The organism is Kitasatospora purpeofusca (genome assembly GCF_042691725.1).
In the GTDB taxonomy this organism is placed as follows: domain Bacteria; phylum Actinomycetota; class Actinomycetes; order Streptomycetales; family Streptomycetaceae; genus Kitasatospora; species Kitasatospora purpeofusca_B.
The window spans coordinates 6,701,949-6,723,258 of the sequence record NZ_CP170483.1; the positions used below are offsets into that span (position 1 = coordinate 6,701,949).

The 21,310-nt window shown below is 75.0% G+C and carries 17 protein-coding genes and 1 pseudogene; 8 read left to right on the forward strand and 10 right to left on the reverse strand.

The window, feature by feature from the left end:
• Positions 1 to 156: 156 nt before the first annotated feature.
• The 7 genes from ACFCLZ_RS28820 to ACFCLZ_RS28850 all read right to left on the reverse strand — a co-directional run bounded on the left by ACFCLZ_RS28820 (position 157) and on the right by ACFCLZ_RS28850 (position 10,934).
• Positions 157 to 1,194 carry an LLM class flavin-dependent oxidoreductase gene (locus ACFCLZ_RS28820; RefSeq protein WP_380280661.1) on the reverse strand — a complete coding sequence of 346 codons (1,038 nt, stop codon included), beginning with the start codon at positions 1,192 to 1,194 and terminating at the stop codon, positions 157 to 159.
• Positions 1,187 to 3,103 carry a dipeptide ABC transporter ATP-binding protein gene (locus ACFCLZ_RS28825; protein WP_380280662.1) on the reverse strand — a complete coding sequence of 639 codons (1,917 nt, stop codon included), beginning with the start codon at positions 3,101 to 3,103 and terminating at the stop codon, positions 1,187 to 1,189. The genes ACFCLZ_RS28820 and ACFCLZ_RS28825 overlap by 8 nt, the downstream gene beginning before the upstream one ends.
• The gene (locus ACFCLZ_RS28830; protein ID WP_380280664.1) at positions 3,090 to 3,959 is read right to left on the reverse strand and encodes an ABC transporter permease; all 870 of its coding nucleotides are present in this window, start codon (positions 3,957 to 3,959) and stop codon (positions 3,090 to 3,092) included. Before ACFCLZ_RS28830 ends, ACFCLZ_RS28825 begins: the two co-directional genes overlap by 14 nt.
• A complete protein-coding gene (locus ACFCLZ_RS28835) occupies positions 3,956 to 5,182 on the reverse strand; it encodes an amidohydrolase family protein (RefSeq protein WP_380280666.1) in 1,227 nt (408 codons plus the stop codon). The genes ACFCLZ_RS28830 and ACFCLZ_RS28835 overlap by 4 nt, the downstream gene beginning before the upstream one ends.
• Entirely contained in the window at positions 5,179 to 6,114 is a 936-nt protein-coding gene (locus tag ACFCLZ_RS28840) for an ABC transporter permease (RefSeq protein ID WP_380280668.1), read from the reverse strand. Before ACFCLZ_RS28840 ends, ACFCLZ_RS28835 begins: the two co-directional genes overlap by 4 nt.
• A complete protein-coding gene (locus ACFCLZ_RS28845; protein WP_380280670.1) occupies positions 6,111 to 7,817 on the reverse strand; it encodes an ABC transporter substrate-binding protein in 1,707 nt (568 codons plus the stop codon). Before ACFCLZ_RS28845 ends, ACFCLZ_RS28840 begins: the two co-directional genes overlap by 4 nt.
• Before the next feature lie 231 nt (positions 7,818 to 8,048).
• Complete coding sequence (locus ACFCLZ_RS28850; protein ID WP_380280672.1) at positions 8,049 to 10,934, reverse strand: ATP-binding protein; 2,886 nt, start codon at positions 10,932 to 10,934, stop codon at positions 8,049 to 8,051.
• 471 nt (positions 10,935 to 11,405) lie between these two features.
• Here ACFCLZ_RS28850 and ACFCLZ_RS28855 point away from each other — a divergent pair, with 471 nt between their 5' ends.
• Entirely contained in the window at positions 11,406 to 11,600 is a 195-nt protein-coding gene (locus ACFCLZ_RS28855) for a DUF6059 family protein (RefSeq protein ID WP_380286314.1), read from the forward strand.
• A 34-nt stretch (positions 11,601 to 11,634) separates the two neighbouring features.
• On the forward strand, positions 11,635 to 12,789 hold the full coding sequence (locus tag ACFCLZ_RS28860) for an NAD(P)/FAD-dependent oxidoreductase (protein WP_380280674.1): 1,155 nt from the start codon (positions 11,635 to 11,637) through the stop codon (positions 12,787 to 12,789).
• Positions 12,790 to 12,895: 106 nt separating this feature from the next.
• Here ACFCLZ_RS28860 and ACFCLZ_RS28865 read toward each other — a convergent pair whose 3' ends face one another.
• Positions 12,896 to 13,945 carry a lactonase family protein gene (locus ACFCLZ_RS28865; protein ID WP_380280675.1) on the reverse strand — a complete coding sequence of 350 codons (1,050 nt, stop codon included), beginning with the start codon at positions 13,943 to 13,945 and terminating at the stop codon, positions 12,896 to 12,898.
• 309 nt (positions 13,946 to 14,254) lie between these two features.
• Here ACFCLZ_RS28865 and ACFCLZ_RS28870 point away from each other — a divergent pair, with 309 nt between their 5' ends.
• The 4 genes from ACFCLZ_RS28870 to ACFCLZ_RS28885 all read left to right on the forward strand — a co-directional run bounded on the left by ACFCLZ_RS28870 (position 14,255) and on the right by ACFCLZ_RS28885 (position 18,606).
• Entirely contained in the window at positions 14,255 to 16,084 is a 1,830-nt protein-coding gene (locus ACFCLZ_RS28870; RefSeq protein WP_380280676.1) for a glycoside hydrolase family 15 protein, read from the forward strand.
• Positions 16,081 to 17,448 carry a glucose-6-phosphate dehydrogenase gene (locus ACFCLZ_RS28875; protein WP_380280677.1) on the forward strand — a complete coding sequence of 456 codons (1,368 nt, stop codon included), beginning with the start codon at positions 16,081 to 16,083 and terminating at the stop codon, positions 17,446 to 17,448. The genes ACFCLZ_RS28870 and ACFCLZ_RS28875 overlap by 4 nt, the downstream gene beginning before the upstream one ends.
• Before the next feature lie 10 nt (positions 17,449 to 17,458).
• A complete protein-coding gene (locus ACFCLZ_RS28880; protein ID WP_380280679.1) occupies positions 17,459 to 18,052 on the forward strand; it encodes a gluconokinase in 594 nt (197 codons plus the stop codon).
• Between the two features lie 68 nt (positions 18,053 to 18,120).
• Positions 18,121 to 18,606, forward strand: a complete 486-nt coding sequence (locus ACFCLZ_RS28885; protein WP_380280680.1) for a GNAT family N-acetyltransferase — start codon at positions 18,121 to 18,123, stop codon at positions 18,604 to 18,606.
• A 70-nt stretch (positions 18,607 to 18,676) separates the two neighbouring features.
• Here the strand turns inward: ACFCLZ_RS28885 and ACFCLZ_RS28890 are convergent, their stop codons facing one another.
• Positions 18,677 to 19,105, reverse strand: a complete 429-nt coding sequence (locus ACFCLZ_RS28890; RefSeq protein ID WP_380280682.1) for a hypothetical protein — start codon at positions 19,103 to 19,105, stop codon at positions 18,677 to 18,679.
• A gap of 286 nt (positions 19,106 to 19,391) precedes the next feature.
• A pseudogene (locus ACFCLZ_RS28895) lies at positions 19,392 to 20,088 on the reverse strand (XRE family transcriptional regulator).
• 363 nt (positions 20,089 to 20,451) lie between these two features.
• Between ACFCLZ_RS28895 and ACFCLZ_RS28900 the strand changes: the two are divergent.
• Positions 20,452 to 20,628: a hypothetical protein gene (locus ACFCLZ_RS28900; RefSeq protein WP_380280683.1), complete on the forward strand. Its 177-nt coding sequence runs from the start codon at positions 20,452 to 20,454 to the stop codon at positions 20,626 to 20,628.
• A 304-nt stretch (positions 20,629 to 20,932) separates the two neighbouring features.
• A complete protein-coding gene (locus ACFCLZ_RS28905) occupies positions 20,933 to 21,304 on the forward strand; it encodes a hypothetical protein (protein ID WP_380280685.1) in 372 nt (123 codons plus the stop codon).
• Positions 21,305 to 21,310: the final 6 nt, after the last annotated feature.

The window sequence follows — 21,310 nt, forward strand, 5'->3', positions numbered from 1 at the left end:
ACTGTCCGTTCCTCTCCCGAGCGTCGTGGCCGAAGGGGAGAGCGGGCGATGGCACGAGGGCATCGCATGCCGTCGCCCGCTCCCCTGATCAGATTCGGCCCCGCCGCTAAAGCCGGGCTTAGCATCCGCTGCTGCGCCCGGCCGGGATCGGCCTGGTCAGCCCGCGTGCGTGAGGGCCGGCCGGGCGGCCCCCGCGAGGCCGAAGGCCTCGGCGAGCACCGCGTGCGAGCGCACCCGGGCGGTGTGGTCGTGGACCAGGCTGAACGCCATCAGCTCGTCGGCGCCGGTGCGGGCGACGAAGTCCTCCGTCTTGCGGCGCACCGCCTCCGGGCCGCCGACCAGGTGGCGGGCCAGCCGGGAGGCGAGGAACTCGCGCTCCAGCGGCGTGTACGGGTACGCGGCGGCCTCCTCCGGGCTGGAGTAGGGGCCGAGGTAGCCCTTGCGCATCTTGATCGCGGCCAGCCCGAGGGTGCCCCAGAGCCGCTCGGCCTCGGCGTCGGTGTCGGCGGCCACCATCATGGCGGTGACGATCGCGTACGGGCGCTCCAGCACGGCGGAGGGCTTGAACTGCCGGCGGTACAGCTCCAGCGAGGGGATGCACGCGTCGCCGTTGAGGTGGTTGGCGAAGGCGTACGGCAGGCCCAGGGCGGCGGCGAGCTGGGCGCTGGACGGGCTGCTGCCGAGGATCCACAGCGGCGGGTGGTTGGCCGCCGAGGCGGGCACCGCGGTGACCGGGTTCGCACCGCTCTCGGCGTCGAAGTAGCCGATCAGGTCGGCGAGCTGGCGGGGGAACAGCGAGCCGCTCTGCGCCCCGGCGGGGCGCTCCAGCGCCTGCGCGGTGAGCGGGTCGACGGGGGCGCGGCCGATGCCGAGGTCGATCCGGCCCGGGTGCAGGGCCTCCAGGACGCCGAACTGCTCGGCGACCACCAGGGAGGAGTGGTTGGGCAGCATGACCCCGCCGGCCCCGACCCGGATCGAGCTGGTGGCGGCCGCGATCTGCCCGACCAGCACGGCGGGGGCGGAGCTCGCCTCGCCGGTGGTGTTGTGGTGCTCGGCGACCCAGTAGCGGTGGTAGCCCAGGCGGTCGGCGTGCTTCGCCAGGTCGACGGAGTTGCGGATCGCGTCCGCGGGGGTCGAGCCGGTCGGCACCGGGGTGATGTCGAGGACGGACAGCTTGAAGGAGGCGTCAGACAAGGGAGGTTCCGTTCATCGGGTGGGAGGGGACGCCGGCGGCCCGGGGGCCGTCGGAGGTGGGGGTCGTGGGGGCGGGGGAGGCCGTCGGAGGGTTCCAGGCGTCCTCCGCCCTGGGCAGCGCGGCGAGCAGCGACCGGGTGTAGGCGTGCGAGGGCCGGTGGAGGACCTCGTCGGCCGGGCCGCTCTCCACCACCTCGCCGTCACGCATCACCAGCACCCGGTCGCTCAGGTGGTTGACCACGCCGAGGTCGTGCGAGATGAAGAGCAGCGACAGCCCCAGGCGCTCCTGGAGGTCGCCGAAGAGGTCCAGGATCTGGGCCTGGACCGACACGTCCAGCGCCGACACCGGCTCGTCGCAGACCAGGATCCTCGGGCCGGGCGCCAGCGCGCGGGCGATCGCCACCCGCTGGCGCTGACCGCCGGACAGCTCCGGCGGACGGCGCTCCAGCAGGGCCTGCTCCAGCCCCACCAGGTCCAGCAGCTCGGCGGTGCGCCGGCGGCGGTCCTGGGCCGGCAGGGCCTCCCCGACGATCCGCCGCACCGTCCAGCGCGGGTCGAAGGAGCCCAGCGGATCCTGCTGGACGAGCTGGATCCAGCGCCGCCGCTCCCGGCGCGCGGCCTCCGGGCGGCCGGACCACGGCTCGCCGAGCAGCCGCACCGCGCCCGCGTCCGGGTCCAGCAGGCCCATGGCGATCCGGGCGACCGTGGTCTTGCCGGAGCCCGACTCGCCGACCACGCCGAGGGTCTCGCCCTCGTGCAGCACGAACGAGACGTCCCGTACGGCGGTGTGCCGGCCGCGGCCGGTCGTCCGGAAGGCCTTGACGAGGCCGGACACCTCCAGGACCGGGGCGCCGGCCGCCGCGGCCGGGGCCCGGTGGACGGCCGGCGACGGCTTCCAGGGGGCGTCGACGCGCAGGCAGCGGGCGGTGTGCCCGGGGCCGACCCCGACCGGCGCGGGCCGCTCGGCCCGGCACCCGTCGGCCGCGACCGGGCACAGCGGGGCGTAGTGGCAGCCGTCCGCCGCGTCCGTCGGCCCGAGCCCGCCGCCGGTCCCCGGCGCGGCGGCGTCCTCCGGCCGCGCGGGCCCGGCGAGCCGGTGGCCCCGGGTGCCGGCGGTGGGCACGGCCGCCAGCAGCCGCCGGGTGTACGGGTGGGCGGGGGAGCGCAGCACCTCGCCGGTGGGGCCCTGCTCGACGACCCGCCCGGCGTGGACCACCGCCACCCGGTCCGCCAGCCGGGCCACCACCGCGAGGTCGTGGCTGATCAGCAGCACCGCGGTGCCGGCCCGCTTCCGGGCGGCCAGCAGGTCCAGGATGCGCGCCTGCACGGTGACGTCCAGCGCGGTGGTCGGCTCGTCGGCGATCAGCACCTCCGGTCCGGCCGCCAGGGCCGAGGCGATCAGCGCCCGCTGGCGCTGGCCGCCGGACAGCTGGTGGGAGTACTGCCGGGCCCGCCGCGGGGCCTCGGGCAGCCCGACGTCCTCCAGCAGGGCCACCGCGCTGTCCCAGCGCGCGCGGCGCGGCCCGGGCCGGTGGTTGCGCAGCGCCTCGGCGACCTCGTGGCCGACCCGCCGCAGCGGGTCGAGCGAGACCAGCGCGTCCTGGAGCACCAGTCCGATCCGCCCGCCGCGCACGCCCTGCCACGCGCGCTCGGACAGCGCCCGCAGGTCGGTGCCGGCCAGCTCCAGCCGCTCCGCGGTGACGGTGGCGGTCGGCCCGGCCAGGCCGAGCAGCGAGCGGGCGGTGACGGTCTTGCCCGAGCCCGACTCCCCGACGATCGCCAGGCACTCGCCCGCGGCGAGGGTGAAGCCGATGTCGTGGACCGCCGTGACCGGGCCCCCGGGCGCGGGGAAGGTGACCCGGAGCCCCTCGACGGTGAGCAGCGGGACGGGGGTGTCAGTCTCGGGCACCGGGGTTCCGCCCTTCGAAACGGCGGCGCAGGTCGCGGCCGACGACGTTGATGGTGAGGACCGTGACGGTGACGGCCACGCCCGGCAGGACCGCCGGCTCCCAGGCGAGGTCCAGGAGGTCCCGGCTCTGCGCGAGCATCGCGCCCCACTCGGGGGTGGGCGGCTTCGGCCCGAGGCCGAGGAAGCTCAGCGAGGAGCCCGCGATGATCGCGCTGCCGACGCCGACGGTGGCGAACACCAGCAGCGGCGGGACGGCGTTGGGCAGCAGGTGGCGCAGGTAGATCCAGCCGCGGCGGCGGCCCAGCACGGTGGCCGCCTGGACGTAGCCGGAGTCGCGGATGACCAGCGCCTGGCCGCGGGCGAGCCGGGTGAAGCCGGGGGTCAGCGAGCAGCCGATCGCCAGGACGGCGTTCCCGGTGCCCGGGCCGAGCATCGCCACCACCAGCAGGGCCAGCAGAAGGCCGGGGAAGGCCAGCAGGATGTCGGTCACCCGCATGATCGCCTCGTCGAGGACCCGGCCGCCGGCGGCGGCGAGCACGCCCAGCAGGGTGCCGGCGACGAGCGCGAGGCCGGTGGCGCCCAGGCCGATGGCCAGCGAGGACCGGGCGCCGTGGACGATCCGGCTGTAGAGGTCCTGGCCGAGCTGGTCGGTGCCGAGCAGGTGCCGGCCGCTCGGTCCCTCCAGCGCCTCCAGCGGGCTGACCGCGTCCGGGGCCTGATGGGCCAGCAGGCCGGGCCAGAGCGCGGCCACCGCCAGCAGGGCCAGCACGGCCCAGGCGAGGGCGACCGCGCGCGGCCGGCGGCGCAGGGCGGCGCGGGCGGGCCCGGCGGGCCGGAGGGCGGAGAGCGCGCTCACCGCAGGCCGCCGAACTCGCCGCGGGGCCGCAACGCCCGCCCCCGGGCGAGGACCAGCAGGGCGCGGCGCAGCGCGGCCAGCTCGGTGCGCGGGTCCCCGTCGACGACCAGCAGGTCGGCCTCCAGGCCGCTGCGCAGCCGGCCGGTGCGGTGGCCGATGCCCAGGGCGTCGGCGGCCGCCGAGGTCGCGGCGGTCAGGATGGCGCCGTTGTCCAGGCCGGCCCGGGCGAACCACTCCAGACCGTCGACGTACTGGCCGAAGCCCGAGCCGGGGATGCCCGCGTCGGTCCCGGCCAGCAGCCGGACGCCCTGCTCGTGCTGGTGGCGGACCAGGTCGAGCCAGGGCCGCACGCCGCTCTCGCCGATGCGCTTGATGGTCTCGCCGAGCACCGCGCTGAAGGTCGGACAGACCGACGCCCCCTCGGCCGCGATCTTCTTGATCAGCTCGGCGGCGGCGTCGTCCGGCCCGCGGGCGCTGCCCGGCGGCGGGATGAACGTGCAGTGCTCCAGGGTGTCGACCCCGGCCTCCAGCGCGATCCGGACCCCGTCCGAGCCGTGCACGTGGGCGGCGACCGGGCGCCCGAACCGGCGCGCCTCCTCGACGGCCGCCCGGACCTCCTCGTCGGTGTACTGCGCCACCCACGGCGCCGGTCCGTCCGGGGTGAGGCCGCCGCCGGTCGCCATCACCTTGATGACGTCCGCGCCGTTCTGCACGTTGCGCCGCACCACCGCCCGGATCTCGTCCACCCCGTCGGCCTGGCCGCCGAGGTACCAGCAGTGGCCGCCGGTGACGGTGACGGGCGCGCCGGCGGCCAGGATGCGCGGGCCCGGCAGCCGCCCGGCGGCGATCGCGTCGCGCAGGGCGAACGCGAGGCCGCCCCGGTCGCCGAGGTCGCGCACCGTGGTCACCCCGGCGTTCAGCAGTTCCTGGGCGCGTCCGGCCATGGCCAGCAGCAGGCTCCGGTCGTCGGAGGCGTCCAGGGTGGCGACCGCGTCGCCCTCGCCGCTCATCGACAGGTGGACGTGGCAGTCGATCAGCCCGGGCAGGATCGTCGCCCCGGGGAAGTGGTGCACGGGCGTCTGCGGAGCGGTCCGGCGGTGCACCTCGCCGTACGTCCCGACGAGTTCGATCCGGCCGTCGAGCACCAGGACCGCGCCGTCGGCGATGCCCTGGTCGGCGGGGTCGGGGAGCACCAGGTCCGCGTGGAGGATGCGGGCGGTCACAGGTGTGCCTCTTTCAGTCGGGGGTCGACGACCTGGTAGAGCCAGTCGACGACGAGGTTGATCAGGACGAAGGCGACGGCCGAGACGACGACCACCCCGGTCACCACGGGGAGGTCCCGGCCGGAGATGGCCGAGGCCATCACCCGGCCGAGCCCCTGCCGGGTGAACACGGTCTCGATCACCACCGCGCCGCTGAGCAGCGTGCCGACGGCCCACCCGGAGAGCGTCACCAGCGGGATCAGCGCGTGCCGCAGCGCGTGCCGGGTCAGGACCGCCGACCGGTCGGTGCCCCGGGCCAGCGCGCTGAGCGCGAACGGCTCGCGCAGCACGCCCTCCATGCCCTCGCGCAGCACCTGGGTGAACGGCCCGACCATGCCGACCGCCAGCGTGACCGCGGGGAGCACCAGGCCGTCGGGCCCGTCGCCGCCGGTCGCGGGGAACAGCTGCCACTGGAAGGAGAAGACCGTCAGCAGCAGCACCCCGATCCAGAAGCTCGGGCTGGAGCTGAGCACCAGCTCGACGGTGGAGGAGAGGAACCGCAGCCGCGGGCGCCGCCCCGCCGTCGACAGGGCCAGCGCCAGCGCCAGGCCCAGGGCGATCGCGAAGCCGGCCAGCGCCAGCTGCGCCGTCGGCCAGAGCTGGTCGAGGATCACGTCGGAGACGTCGGCGTTGAGCTGGAAGGAGTGGCCGAGGTCCCCGCGCACCAGGTGGCCGAGGAAGTCGCCGTACCGCACGGCCAGCGGGTCGTCCAGGCCGAGATCGGCCCGGACCTGGGCGACGGCCGCCGGGGTGGCGGCCGTTCCCCCCAGGACGATCTGGACCGGATCGCCGGGTGCCAGCTGGAGGGCGCCGAACGAGACGGTGGCGGCGCCCAGCAGCACCAGGACCGACAGCGCCAGCCGGCGCGCCAGCCACCGGAGGGTGCCTGTCACGCGCCCTTGCCCTTCGACACGTCGTAGAACAGCGGGTAGCCGGTGGGCTCGAAGCTCAGACCGTGCAGGCTCTTCGAGGCCCCGAGCAGGTAGCTGGGGGTGTACACCGGGATCACCAGGCCCTGCTCGACGGCGTACTTCTGCACCTGGACGTACTCGGCGTCGCGGGCGTCCCCGAACGGCGAGCCGGCGGCGTGCCGCAGCCACTCGTCGAGCTGCGGGTCGTTCACCTTCAGGACGTTCATGCCGCCCTTGGCCGGCAGCTGCTCGGAGTCGAAGAGGGTGCGCAGGATGTCGGGCTCGGCGCGGACGGTGCTCGCGTCCCAGAGGTCGGCGTCGGCGGCCATCACGCGCTTGGTGTAGCTGCCGGTGTCCAGGCCCTCCCGGTTGATCTCGATGCCGACCTTCTTGGCGTCGGCGGTGATGCCCTGGGCGAGGGTGTCGCGCTGCTCGCGCAGCAGCTGCGCGCCGAACGGCCAGGCCAGGGTCAGCCGCTTGCCGTCCTTCACCCGGTAGCCGTCTGCGTCCTTGGCGTTCCAGCCGGCCTCGTCCAGCAGCCGGTCGGCCAGCTGCGGGTCGTGGCGCCAGGTGTTCTCCAGGGCCTTGGCGTAGCCGGGGGTGGTCGGGCTGAGCGGGCTCCAGGCGCGGCTGTACTGGTCGAAGTAGACGCTGGAGACGAGCTGGTCCAGGTTGATCGAGCGCTGCAGGGCGGTGCGCACCCGCTGGTCGGCGAGCGGCCCGCGGTTGCTGTTGAGGTGCACGGCGTAGACGCCGCCGGGCGCCTCGGCCTTGAGGTACTGGAGCTTGTTGTTGGCCTTCAGCGCGGCGACCCGGGAGGGCGAGATCCCGCCGACGGCGTCGAGCTGGCCGCTGGTCAGCGAGCCGACGCGGACGGAGTCCTCCTGGATGAACTGGATGCTGATGGCGTCCAGGTAGGCCGCGCCGGTGTGCTTCGCGGAGGACGGCCCCCAGGCGTACTTGTCGTTGCGGGTGAGGTCGATGCGCTGCTTCTTCGTCCAGCCCGCGAAGCTGAACGGGCCCGAGCCGACCGGGCTGCCGCACACCTCGGTGTTGTCCCGCTTGAGCGACTCCGGGGACTGGATGCCCAGGTAGGCGGTGCTGAGCGCCTGGAGGATCGGCGTGTACGGGCGGGACAGGCGCACCCGCACGGTCGAGGGGTCGACGACGTCCGACCCCGCGTAGGGGCCGATGAGGCCGACCGCGTACTGCGACTTGGTCTTCGGGTCGACGGCGTGGTCGAGGGTGGCCTTGACGGCGGCGGCGTCCAGCACCGTGCCGTCGTGGAAGGTGACCCCGGATCTGAGGTGGAAGGTGTACGCCGTGCGGTCGTCGGAGATCTCCCAACGCTCGGCCAGCCAGGGCTTGATGGTGCCGTCCGGGGCCAGCTCGACCAGGGAGTCGAAGATGTTGCGGTCGATCAGGGCGGCCACGTCCAGCGGGCTCACCTGCGGGTCGATGCAGGACGGCTCGGTCTCGACGGCGTACCTGAGGGTGCCGCCCGCGACGGCGGGGCCGGAGCCGGAGTCGGTGCCCGCCTCCGAGCCGCAGGCCGCCGCGGCGGGGCCGATCAGCAGCACGGCGGCGGAGAGCAGCGCCGCGGGCCGCGGCGCGGTGCGCGGGCCGCGGCCGGCGGCCCGCGCGCTCGCGTGGGTGAGGGCGACCTGATCGTTCGGGGTCTGCAAGGTTCCGTCTCCTCGTGCGCATGACCGGTTCGTGAGAACGGCCTCGGCAGAGTCGTCCCGACGGTGCCGACAGTCCGTTGCCGCACTCTGGCCGCCGGTTCTAAATCGGGCCTTAACGGCCGATCTGACGGATGGTCATGACAATCCGGAGAGGGTGCCCGGACGGGGACGGGCGCACGCCGGGGGCGGGGCGCGACCGGGTCGTCGCCCCGCCCCCCGACGACGGTCGGGTCAGCTCCGCTCCGCCATCAGGCGCACCAGCGCGCTGCGCGAGGTGATGTTGAGCTTGCGGTAGATCCGGTTCAGGTGGACGTCGACCGTCCGCGGGCTCAGGTGCAGCCGCTCCGCGACCTCCCGGCTGCGCAGCCCGGCGCCGGCGATCGTCGCGACCTCGCGCTCCCGGTCGGTCAGCACCGACAGCGCCGCCCCGCTGCCGGCCTGGCGGGCCGGCTCCCCGCCCGGCCGGTGGGACAGCGGCGCACCGAGGATCCGCGGCACGGCGACCGGCTCCGGGACGACCGCGCGACCGGTGATCGCCTCGGCTCTCGCCCGCAGCGGCTCGGCCCGCCAGGCCCCGTCCGACTCCGCCAGGCAGGTGGCGGCGTTCGCCAGGGTCCAGGCCCGGGCCCAGAGGGCCTCGGTCGGCTCCAGCAGGCCGGCCGCCTCCTCGTAGAGGGCGGCGGCCCGTCCGGACGCGCCGTTCTGCCGCGCCAGGTGGGCCTCGGCGGCGAGCGCGAACGCCCGGTCGTGGGCCGGTCCGGCCGCGGCCGCGGTGGCGGCCTGCAGGGCCCAGACGGCGGCCGGCTGCCCGCGGAACGCCGAGGCGCCGGCGAGCAGTTCGTGGGCGCGGGGGCGGACCGGCGGCGGCAGCTGGGGCAGCGCGGGGTCGGTCGCGACCGGGCTGAGCAGGTTCAGGCCGAGCTGGTGGTCGCCGGCGAGCTGGGCCGCCTCGGCGAGCCAGAGGCGGGCCAGGGTGCTCCAGTGGCCGTTCTGCGAGACGAGCGGGGCGGCCGGGCCGCCGGGCCGGTGCGTCAGGGCGCCCAGCACGCCGCTGACCGAGGCGACGGTCTTGGCCAGGCCGCACTCCAGGCCCGACTCGGTGACGGCGGCCTCGGCGGCGGCCGCGGTGTCGCGGGCCTCGTCGAGCCGGGCGAGCCCGATCCGGCCGAAGGTCAGGCCGAGCAGGAAGACCGGCCGCAGGTAGCCCTGGCCGGTGGCCCGCAGGGCGGCCTCGCCGCGGGCCAGGTGCCGCTCGGCGGAGGCCGGGCGGCCGAGGAGCAGTTCGCTCCAGCCGACGGCGGCCAGGTACTCGGGGTGGCCCCCGGCGTTGGCGCCCAGCCGGTCGACGGCCGCGGCGGCGAGGTCGGCCGCGGCGGCGGCCCGGGAGGCGTCGCCGGTCAGCGCCGCGTGCAGGGCGTCCATCGCGTACGCGCCGGCCAGGTTCGCCGGGTCGGCCGTCCGCGGGGCCAGCCGCAGCGCCTCGTCGACCTCCTCGCGGGCCGGCGGCCGCCCGGCGAGCAGGTCGATGAACCCCTGGAGCAGCAGGACGGCGACGTGCTCCCCGCCGTCGCCGTCCGACGCCCGCAGCGGGTCGGCGTCCGTCCCGGCGGCGAGGACGGAGCGGGCCTCCACGTAGTGGCCGAGGGCCGCCCTGATCCGGGCGCCGAGTCCGACGGCGGCGCTGCGCAGGCCGGCCGGGGCGGCGCGCTCCGCGTCCAGCAGTTCGAGGAGGATCTCGTCGCTCTCGGCCAGTGCGCCCGTCGAGGCCAGCGCGGTGGCCAGGGTCAGCAGCACCTGGCCGCGCTCGGGGCCGGTCGGCAGGCCCTGCAGGGCGAGCCGCAGCCAGCGGACGGCGGTCGCCGGGTCGGTGGCCAGCACCTGGTGCGCGGCGCGGTGCAGGAGCGCGGCCTGCTCCGGCAGCGGCTGCGAGGCGAAGCGCTCGACGTCCCGGGCCACCTCGTGGTCCGGGGCGCCGAGGACGGCCCGCGCGCCGGCGGCCCGGCGGTGGGCCTTGATCCGGGAGCAGGGGGCGAGGTCGTCGTACACCGCGCGCCGGAGCAGGGGGTGGCGGAAGACCAGGCTCGGCGCGTCCTCGTCCGTGGCGCGCAGCAGGTCCCGGGCGTTCAGCGTGTCGAGGATCTCGCAGGTCCGCTGGTCGTCGAGGCCGGCCACCTGGGAGACCACCCGGCTGTCGACCGGGCTGCCGACGACCGCGCAGGCCTGGAGGACGAGCAGCTCGTCGGGGGCCAGGGCGCCGGTCTCGCTGAGCAGCCGGGCGGCCAGCTCCTCGGGCACGGCCTTCACCGGGATGGGCCCGTCGGGCGCGGACTGCGCGGTGAGGCCCGCCCGGGCCGCGACCCGGGCGAGCGCGCCGAGGTAGAGCGGGACCCCGTCGCTCTCCCGGTGCAGGCGGCGCAGCAGCGGGGCGTCCGGCTCCATGCCGACCAGGGCGGCGGACTGCCGCAGGGTCAGCGGGGCGAGCTCGATCCGTCGGACGGTCCGCTGCTCCACCCCCTGGGCGAGCGTGCCGCGCAGCCGGGGCGCGGCCTGCCGGGGGCGCTGGGCGACCACCAGGTACAGCGGGATGGTGATGCGCTGGCGCAGGAGGTAGTCGAGGACCTTCAGGGAGTCGGGGTCCGCCCAGTGCACGTTGTCCATGATCAGCAGCAGGCCGTCCTGGGACCAGTCGCGCAGCAGGCCGTTCACCGCCCGCAGGAACTCGCAGCCCCGGTCGGTCCGGGGGGCGGCGGCGATGTCCGGGCCGTTGAACGGCCCGTGGGCGAGGGTGCGGACCAGGGCGGCGGGGTCGGCCGCGGACGGCGCCCCCGACCGGTCGCCCAGCGGGTTGGCGAAGGCGTCCGCGACGAGGTGGTACGGACTGGCGGACTGGTACTCGGTCGCGCAGCCCCGGAGCACCCTGATGCCCCGGCGCCGGGCCTCGTCGGCGAGCGCGGACAGCAGCCAGGTCTTCCCGGAGCCGGGGTCGCCCCGCAGCTCGGCGGCGGAGCCGGAGCCGTCGGCGAGCGCGTCGAGGCCGGCGACGAGCGCCCGGAAGGCGGGGGAGTGGGTGGTGGACGGCTGCCGGGCGCAGACAGGGGAGCTCACTGTTGCCGACACGACTTCCGGTCTCCTCTGTTTCGGCGGACATGTCCGGAATTGCGCTGGGCGCCGGGCTGACCGAAGGGCGGTGTTCCGCATTCTAGTTCGCCCGGCGGCTCCGGAACGGCTCTTCGGCAGGAGTCACACGGAATTTACGATTCCGCTCATTCATACCGACTTCACGGATCGCGTTCCCGGTATTCTCCGCGCTGTTTCCTTCGCTCACGAACCCTGCGTCCGCATAAAGTTTGTCGGCGCCTTATGCCTTCACGCCCCGGCCACGGTGCGCGCACATCGCGACCGCCGCCGGCGGGGTTCGCGGCCGGCGGCGGGCTCCGGCCGCGACGCGACCGGGCTGACCGGGCGACCGGTCGTTTAATGCGAGCTTAAGAGCGGTGCGCCAGGGTGCCGCGGACGGCGGGGGGAAGCAGCGAAGGCGGAGGAAAAGTGATGCACGGGACATTCTGGTCGGGCGTCGGGCGAAGAATCATGCGTGCTGCACCGGGCTGGTCCGCGCTCGCGGTCTGCTGGGGGTCCATGGGACTCGGAGTGGTACTCCTCCCCCCTGCCGAGGAGTATTCGGAGCCCGCCCTCACGGGCCCGCCGCCGGGACATCCGGAACGGCTGCTCCCCCCCGTCCCCCTGAATGACGAGGAGCGTGCGCTGTGGTCGCAGTTGGTCTGACGCCGGACACCGGGCGCACCGCGGAGGTCGCGCGATGAGGCGGATCGTCGTCGTCGGCGGGTCGATCGCCGCCCTCACCGCCGCCGGGAGCCTGCGGGCCGAGGGCTTCGACGGCTCCCTCGTCCTGCTGTCGGAGGAGGCCCATCCTCCCTACTCCCGGGTGCCGCTGTCCAAGGGACTGCGCTCGGGCGACGCGCTGCGGGACGCGGTGCTGCTGCCGGAGCCCGGGGAGGGCGTCGAGCTGCGCACCGGCGCCCGGGCGGACTCGCTGGACCCCGCGCGCCGGGTCGTGACCCTCGCCGACGGCGCGCAGGTCCCGTACGACGGCCTGGTCATCGCCAGCGGCGCCCGCGCCCGCCGGCTCGGTGGCGCGGGGGAGCTGGTCGTGCGCACCCTGGACGACGTCGAGCTGCTGACCGCGCGGCTGGCCGGGGCGCGCAGCGTCGCCGTGGTGGGGGCCGGGTTCCTCGGCATGGAGCTCGCCTCGACCTGCCGCGGCCTCGGACTCGACGTCACCGTGATCGACCGCGATCCGCCGCTCGCCCGCCTGCTGGGCGACTGGCTCGCCGCCTTCGTGGTCGCCGCCGCGCGCGAGCGGGGCGTGGCCTTCCGGCTCGCGCCCGAGGGCGTCACCCCGCTCGGCCCGCACGCCGTGCGCCTCGGGCGGGAGACCGGGGAGGCGGGGGAGACCGTGCAGGCCGATGTGGTCGTCACGGCGGTCGGCGACCTGCCCAACGTCGAGTGGCTCGTCGGCTCCGGCCTGCCGCTGGACGGCGGCGTGGTGGCCGACGGGCGCTGCCTGGTGGCCCCGGGGATCGTGGCCGCGGGGGACGTGGTGGCCCGCCGCACCCCCGACGGCCGCACCCGCCGGACCCCGCACTGGACCAACGCCGTGGAGCAGGGCCGGGCCGCCGCGGCCGCCCTGCTGCACGGCGAGGCGGCCCGGCCCTACCGGCCCGACCCGTACTTCTGGACGGAGCAGTTCGGCCTGGACATCAAGATCAGCGGCCGGCTCCCGGCGGCCGGGGCGCCCGAGGTGTCGGCGGGTTCGGTCGAGGACCGCGCCGCCCTGCTGCGCTGGCGGCACGCCGACGGCGCGACGGCGGTCGCGGTGAACCACCGCCTGGCGGTCCCCCGCCTGCGGCTGCTCGGCGCCCTGGCGCCGGCGGAGGAGGCGGGCACGCCCTGAGGCCCTGCCCGCGGACCTCCGCGGCGGACGGGGAGCGCCGGCGCTCCCGGCGTCCGGCGTCCGGAGCTCCCGACGTCCGACGCCTGACGTCCGACGGGCCGGGCCGTCAGCCGAAGAGGACGGTGGACGCCGCCGGGACGGCCAGCGAGCCCGCCCGGCGGGGCAGGCCCGTCGCGCCGTCGACGTCGAACCAGGTGACGTCCCCCGAGCGCTCGTTCGCCGCGTAGAGGCGGCGGCCCGAGGGGTCGAGGACCAGGTCGCGCGGCCACTCGCCGCCGCACGGCACCGATCCCACCGCCCGCACCCGCTCGCCGTCCGGGTCGAGCGCGAGCACGGCGACGGTGTCGGCGCCGCGCACCGCCACCCACAGGTACCGGCCGTCGGGGGAGACCACCGGCGCCGAGGGGAGGAGCAGGCCCTCGGGGCCGTCGGCGAACAGCGGCGCCTCGCCGACCGGTTCGAGCACCCCGGTCGCCGCGTCCCACCGGCACACGGTCACGGTCGGGCGCAGCTCGCCGAGCACGTACGCGTGGCGCCCGGAGGGGTGGAAGGCGAGGTGCCGAGGGCCGGTGCCGGGCGGCAGCGCGGTCTGCCCGTGCAGGGTCAGCCCACCGGTCGCCGGGTCCAGGACGCAGATCCGCACCGCGTCGGTGCCGAGGTCGACGCCGAGCACCCAGCGGCCGGACGGGTCGGGAAGCACCTGGTGGGCGTGCGGGGCGAGTTGGCGCTCCGGGTGCGGCCCGCCGCCCTCGCTGCGCAGCACGCCGCTCGGGGCCTGCGGGACGCCGTCGGCGGCGAGCGGCAGCACGGTGACGCTGCCCGAGCCGTAGTTGGCGGTCAGCAGGTGGCCCTGGGCGAGGGAGAGGTGGGTGGGCTCGTCGCCGCGCACCGGCACGGGCGCGCCGAGCGGACGGGGCAGCGGACCGGAGAGGTCGTAGGCGGCGACCGCCCCCGGCAGCGTCTCCGAGACGGCGTAGAGCACCGGGCCGCCCTCCGCCTGGCCGAGGGCGAGGTAGGACGGGTTCGGCGCGGCGTCGACGGCGCCGGTCTCGGTCAGCTCCCCCGTGTCCGGGTCCACCGCCGCCACGACGATCCCGCGCCCGCCCGCCGAGGTGAACGACCCGATGTAGGCCCGCACCGCGCCAGTGTCCTCCACAGCACCCTCCGTCGTCCGTCGTCCGCTGAAAGCGCTCCGACGCTAGCAGGCGGCCCCACGGCCCCGACCGGCGAGGGAACGGCGGCCCCGGGCGGCCCGCGGATTTCACCGGAACGCACCGCCGCCGCGGCGGCCGGGTCGCGCTCGGGCACGGTTGCGGCGACGGTGGGAGGAGCAGCCCGGGCGGCCGGCCCGCACGCCCGGCCACGAGGCGGTGCTGATCGCCTCCCGGCCGCAGGACGTCCCCCGTCCCCCCGTCCCCCCGTCCCCCCGTCCCCCCTCCCCTCGGCACTGCGGAAGCGAGGCGGCATGCACGACCCCGATCCCCCCTTCCGGCCGGTCCTGCGGCGGCAGGGCTACCTGCCACTGGAGGACCTCGGCCTCATCGGGGACGGCACCACCGCCGCCCTGGTCGGCCTGGACGGCTCCATCCCCTGGCTCTGCCTGCCCCGGTTCGACGCCGAACCCCTCTTCTGCGCCCTGCTCGACCACACCCGGGGCGGGCACTTCACCCTCGCGCCGGAGGACCTCGTCGAGGCCCGGCAGCGCTACGAGCCGGACACCGGCGTCCTGGTCACCGAACTGCGCTCGCGCACCGGCCTGGTGCGCGTCACCGACGCGCTGGCGCTGCGCTCCGGCGCCGACCTCACCGACAGCGCCCCCGCCGACCGCTCCGAACTCGTGCGCTCCGCCGTGGTGCTGGACGGGCACGTCCGCCTGCGGGCGGAACTGGAGCCGCGCGGCGGCGCCCGCACCCGGGCGCTGTTCAGCGGACTGGAGGTGCTCCCGTCCCGGCGCCCGGGCCTGCGGCTGCACCTGCGCTCCAACCGCCCCCTCGACGGCCTGCACACCACCCACGACCTGCGCCAGGGCGACCGGCTCGACCTGGTGCTCTCCTGGGGCCGCGTCCACCGCCACCACCGGGTCGACACCGAAGCCATGCTGACCGGCACCGCCGTCGCCTGGCGGCGCTGGATGCGCCACTTCGACTACGGCGGCCCCCAGGAACCCCTGGTCAGGCGCGCCGCCATCACCCTGAAGCTGTGCGACGACTGGGCCAACGGCTCCCTGGTCGCGGCGCCCACCTCCTCGCTGCCCGCACCGATCGGCGGCATCCGCAACTGGGACTACCGCTACACCTGGATCCGCGACGCCGCGTTCGCCGTCTTCGCGCTGCGCCGCATCGGCTTCCGCGGCGAGGCCGACGCCTTCCTCGGCTGGGTGCTCGACGCCTTCGAGGACAGCGGCCGGCCCCGCATCATGTACGACCTGCGCGGCGGCCCCGTGCCGGACGAGACGGAGGACGGCGAACTGGAGGGCTACCAGCGCTCCGCCCCCGTGCGCTGGGGCAACGGCGCGGCCGACCAGCGCCAGCACGACGTCTACGGCGAGATCCTGGACTGCGCCGACCAGTGGGTGCGCGCCGGCGGCGAGATCCAGCCCGCCCTGTGGGCCGGCCTGGCCACCCTCGCCGACGCCGCCGAGGAGGCCTGGCGCGAGCCCGACCAGGGCATCTGGGAGGTGCGCAGCGAGGGCCGGGTCTTCACCTACTCCGCCGGGCTCTGCCAGGTCGCCCTGGACCGGGCCGCGCAGATCGGCGAGCGGCTCGGCCTGCCGATCAGGACCGCCCGGTGGCGCGCCTCGGCCGACCACCTGCGCCGGCTCATCCTGGAGCAGTCCTGGGACGAGCGCGCCAACACCCTCAGCGCCCACCTGGACGGCGGCGGCGTCCTGGACGCCAGCCTGCTCGCGCTCCCGCTGCGCCACGTGGTGCCGATCGACCACCCGCGGATGGTGGCGACCGCCGCGGCCGTCGCCGAGCGGCTGTCCGCCGGGGGCGGGCTGCTCTACCGCTACCTGCACGAGGAGTCGCCCGACGGCCTGGCCGGCGACGAGGGCGCGTTCGTGTTGTGCAGCTTCTGGCTGGTCGACAACCTCATCGGCCAGGGCCGGACGGAGGAGGCCGAGGAGCTGTACGCCTCGCTGTGCTCCCGGGCGAGCCCGCTGGGGCTGATGTCGGAGCAGATCGACCCGTCCACAGGAGAGTTCATGGGCAACTTCCCCCAGGCGTTCAGCCACATCGGGATCGCCGCCAGCGGAGTGAACCTGGCGCGGGCGCGGGCGGGGGTGCGGCGGTGATCGAGCGGCTCGCCGTCTTCGGCGCCACGGGCGACCTCACCGCGCGCTTCCTGCTGCCGGCGCTGGCCGAGCTGCGGGCGGGCGGGCACCTCGGCGAGCGGCTGAGCCTGACCGGCGCGAGCCGGGAGGACTGGTCCACCGAGCGGTACCGGGCGTGGGCCGCCGAGCAGCTCGACCGCCACGCCGAGGGCTGCCCCGCCGATGCCAGGGCGCAGGTCACGGCCTCGGCCCGGTACCTGCGGGCCGACGTCACCGACCCCGCCGACGTCGCCGCCGTCGTCGCCGGGGACGGACCGGTCGCCGTCTACCTGGCGCTGCCCCCGGCGCTGTTCCCCGCCGTGGTCTCCGCCCTGCACCGGGCCGCCCTGCCGGCGGGCAGCCGGATCGTGCTGGAGAAGCCGTTCGGCGAGGACCTCGCCAGCGCCCAGGAGCTGAACCGGCTGATCGCCGACCTGGTGCCGGAGCAGGCGGTGTTCCGGGTCGACCACTTCCTCGCCATGACGACCGTCCAGAACGTCCTCGGCAGCCGGCTGGCCAACCGGGTGCTGGAGCCGATCTGGAACAGCACCCACATCGCCGAGATCGACATCGTCTGGGACGAGACCCTCGCGCTGGAGGGCCGGGCCGGCTACTACGACCACGTCGGCGCGCTCAAGGACATGATCCAGAACCACCTGCTGCAACTGCTCTGCCTGGTCGCCATGGAGCCGCCGATCTCCCTCGGCGAGCGCGACCTGCGCAACCGCAAGGTGGACGTCCTGCGGTCCGTGCGGCCGCTGACCGAGAACGACGTGCTGCACCGCACCCGCCGCGCCCGCTACCTGCCGGGGAGGATCGGCGACCGCGCCGTCCCCGCGTACGCCGACGAGGAGGGCGTCGACCCGCGGCGCCGGACGGAGACCTTTGCCGAGGTGGAACTGGAGTTGGAGGGCTGGCGCTGGGCCGGGACGAGGTTCCGCCTGCGCAGCGGCAAGGCCCTCGGGGTGGATCGCAAGGAGGTCGCGGTGCGCTTCCGCCCGGTGCCCCACCTGCCGTTCGGCCAGGGCGGCAAGGCCCGGCCCAACGTGCTGCGCTTCGAGCTCGAACCGGAGGGGCTGGCCCTCGACCTCACCGGCGTCGGCGCCCGGGCCCAGGAACTGGCCCCGCTCTCGCTGACCGCGCGGATGGACCCCGCGGAGCTGCCCGCCTACGGTCGGCTGCTGCTGGACGTCCTGACCGGCGATCCGGCGCTGTCGATCCGCGGCGACGAGTCCGAGGAGGCGTGGCGGGTCCTCGAACCGGTGCTCTCCGCCTGGGAGCGGGACCTCGTGCCGCTGGAGGAGTATCCGGCCGGCTCGGAGGGACCGGCCCCGCGGTACCCGTAGGCGCGCGGCGATGGAGGACGGCAGCTCGACAGGCCCCGACAGCTCGACGGACCCCGGCAGCGGGCGGCGGGCCCCGTGCGTCGTGGTCATCGGGGTCTCCGGCACCGGCAAGACCACGGTGGCCCGCCTGCTCGCCGAACGGCTGGACGCCCCCTTCGCGGACGCGGACGACTTCCACCGTCCGGCCGACATCGCCCGGATGGCGGCAGGCCGGCCGCTCGACGACGCGGTGCGCCGGCCCTGGCTGGAGTCGGTCGGCCGCTGGCTGCACGAGCGCGAGGCGGAGGGCGCCGGCTGCGTGGTCGCCTGCTCCGCGCTGAAGCGCCGCTACCGCGACATCCTGCGGGCGGCCTGCCCCGACGCCGTCTTCCTGCACCTGACGGCCGGCCACGACCTGCTGGCCGAGCGGATCGGCCGCCGCGCGGGCCACTTCATGCCGCAGTCGCTGCTCACCTCGCAGCTGGCCACCCTGGAACCGCTCGAACCGGACGAGCGGGGCGCCACCCTGTTCGTCGGGCAGGCGCCCGAGCTGATCGCCGACACGGCGGCGGACCTGCTGGCGCGCCCGGGGGAGGGGCCAGGGGAAGGGTCGGGGCTCCGCTGAGTGCGGTGCCGCGACAGCGCGACAAAAACGCGTACCCACTCCGGGGCCTCGTGCGTACCCTGTCCCGAATGGAGATCCGCATCGCCTCCGACGAGGACTGGCCGAGCATCTACCCCTTCTACAGCGCGATCATGGCCGAGGGCCGGACGTACGCCTTCCCCGAGCGGCAGACCCTCGACGAGGCGAAGCCCTGGTGGATGGAGCAACCGCCGGGCCGCACGGTGGTGGCCGTGCTGGACGGCCGGATCGTCGGCTCGGCGAAGATGGGCCCCAACAAGCCGGGCCGCGGCGCCCACATCGGCACGGCCGCCTTCCTGGTCGACCCGGCCCACCGGGGCCGCGGCGTCGGCCGCGCCCTCGGCGAGTACGTCGTCCAGTGGCACCGCGAGCAGGGCTTCCGCGGCATCCAGTTCAACGCCGTCGTCGAAACCAACGAGCCCGCCGTCCACCTCTGGAAGTCCCTCGGCTTCGAGGTGATCGGCACCGTCCCGGGCGTCTTCGACCACCCCGACCACGGCTACGTCGGCCAGCACGTGATGTTCCGCCGCCTCTGAGCGGGGCGGACACGGAGACCGCCCCTCGCTCGGTGGAGCGAGGGGCGGGCCCGGTGCCGGTCGGGCGAGGTCAGCAGTTCACGACGGTCGAGACGGTCGAGGTGGACTCCCACCAGCCGGGCTGGGTCACGCTGAACTCGGCGGTCACCGTGGAGCCGCAGGGCACGGTGCCGGTGACGCTGCCGATCTCGGGCGCCGGCCCGACGTTCGAGATCAGGACGGTCGGGTAGACGGTGCCGAGCGCCGGGTTGGTGATGCCGATGCTGCTCAGCCGGAAGGAGACCTGCTGCTCCTGCCAGGTCGGGCTGCTCGGATTGGCACGCCCGAACGCGTAGACGTGGTTTCCGTTGACGTTGATACAGGCCCTGACCGTGACGATGTTCGGCGCGCCGGGGGTACCGCACACCGTGACGCCCACGGGGTTGGCGGAGGCGGACTGGACTCCGGTCAGCGCCGCCAGGGCGGCGGTGCCGGCGAGAACGGCAGCAAAGCGTTTCAAGGGTTTCCTCCTCATTCGGTGCCCCCGGCGGACACCGGGAGCACATGTGACATGTCACATCGCTCTGATCGAATTGTGACAGCCCCCCGCGAACGGGGAAAGCCACCCACCCTGTCAGCAACCGGCCACCGCCCGACCGAACTGGACGGCCTCGGCCCCTCGTTGTCACTGCCGTGCTGTGGGCCGGCCCTCGCTCGGCGGAGCGAGGGCCGGCCCACAGCGTGCCCCAAGCAGCAGAAAGACCCCAGCGGACTCCCGCCGGGGTTCTTCTGTGTAGTCGGACGAGCTACGCCTCCGGCGGAACGCTGTAGCGGCTCAGGACCTCATCAGCCGTGGACTTGTCCAGCAGCCGAAGTTCCCAGGGGCCGGTGTTGACGTCGAATTCCTTGCCGAAGCCCACCCATTTACCAGCCATGCGGCGCCCGGTCGGGTCGACCAGCAACTGAATGGCGCCGTGGTACCGCGCCCCCTGGTAGTAGCCGTCCTGTGCGGTCTGTTCCACCCACGAGCCCGTCACGATGTTTCGATCGACAGTGAGATCGAACGACAGCGGTGAGTCAGGGTTGGACGACGCCCCGGGAAGGGAGCGGCCAGTGATCCGATTTCCGCTCTGGGACAGCACGACGTGATGCAGGCCGGTGAACGTATTCTCCCGGCTGCTACTGAAGAACTCGTAGTGGCTGATCCATACCCCCGAGTAGTCCGCACCTGTAGCGGCGGGCGTCGCCTGCACAGGAATGCCCGCTTCATCGCTGGTCACGTCATGGCCTCCCGTACCGTCCACGCTGACCCTTAGTGACAGCTGCGGTGATTCGAAGCCGAGGCGGTCCACGGAAAGCTTGGTGACTGCCTCAAGGGCCCGAACGTACACCGGGCGGGGCGCCCGGACATCTCCTGACTGCCCTCAGGCGCTGCGCAAACTCGTCTTGGCTGAGACGAAGGCCAAGGCGGACGGCCCGCAGGGTTTCGTTCGGCGTCGTCATGCACTCCACGATAGGGCTGGTCTCCGCTGAACGTCACCGAAATGACGCCTTGCCAAGACGCCGGAGAGACGCCCGCATGGCGTCGCAATGGTTCGACCTTCCAGGACACCATCAAGCCCTCCGTGGACCCAGAGGAGCGGCAATGGCGAAGCGCAACCCGACCCCCAAGCCGGACACTTCGGAGTCTGGTCGGTGCCCATGCGGTAGACAGATCGACTCGGCTTCGCCCGGGCCGGACCCCGTCACCGACGTCGGTGAGTGGAAGTGCGGGTGCGGCGCCTTCGGCATCCTGCTGCCGCTGGACTACCTGCGGACGCACCCGGGGGAGCTGCCCGTCCAGGTGTGCGGGCGGAGGCGGGCCGCGTGAACCCGTACGGCCGCTGGGCGGTCACCGGGCGCTGGTTGAAGCTGCTCGGACGCGACCCCAGGACGGCGGTTGTGGTCCTGTGGTGCGGCGCACTCCAGTGGTCATGGCCGGTGCTGCTGGTCAGCCCTGCCCGGCGCCGGATCATTCAGGCCGTACGGGAGCGGCTCAAGTAGTACCCCCAAGACCCCCGTCCCGGACGCGTGTCATGGCAACCAGCGTTCGGGACGGGCTCCAACGCCCAGCATCTCCCACGGTGCTGGGAAGTTCGATCGGCACGTCACGTGACACTGACGCCGGTCGGGCACCCCCTGCCGGCCCGGGGCTGGTCCTTCGGGAGCCTGGCCGGGACGCCCAGATGTGGCCATGTCCCGTGGCGGAGACGGTCCCGGCGCCGCCCGACCAAGCGGCTCTTGTACGGGCGATCGACGGCGCTGTGTTCCCTCCCCGCACCATCACACAGATCTTGACGGAGTCGGCATGACACCCTTCGAGCCCCCGGTGATCGGGGTAGCGCCGACCCTGGCCGACAGCATCGGATGTGGGTGCGTACTCAAGACCGCGGGCGGTTGCGTCGAAGACCTGAAGCTCCCGCGGCTGCAAGAGGTCTACCGGCACACCGACGGGCGGGAGGGCGTGTTCCTCGGACGGCGGCGGCACGGCGACCCGACTACGGGGACCGTCACCTCCACCGTGGTCTTGTTCCGCAGCCGGGTCGGCGGCAAGTCCGTGGTCTGGGCGCTGAAGTGCTCCGGGCCGAAGCCGGTTGAGAACCAGTACGAGCAGCGCCGCCCCGATCGCCCGCCGACCGCCGCGCGACGCCCGTTCCAGCCGGCCAGGCCGCCGACCTGAGACCGG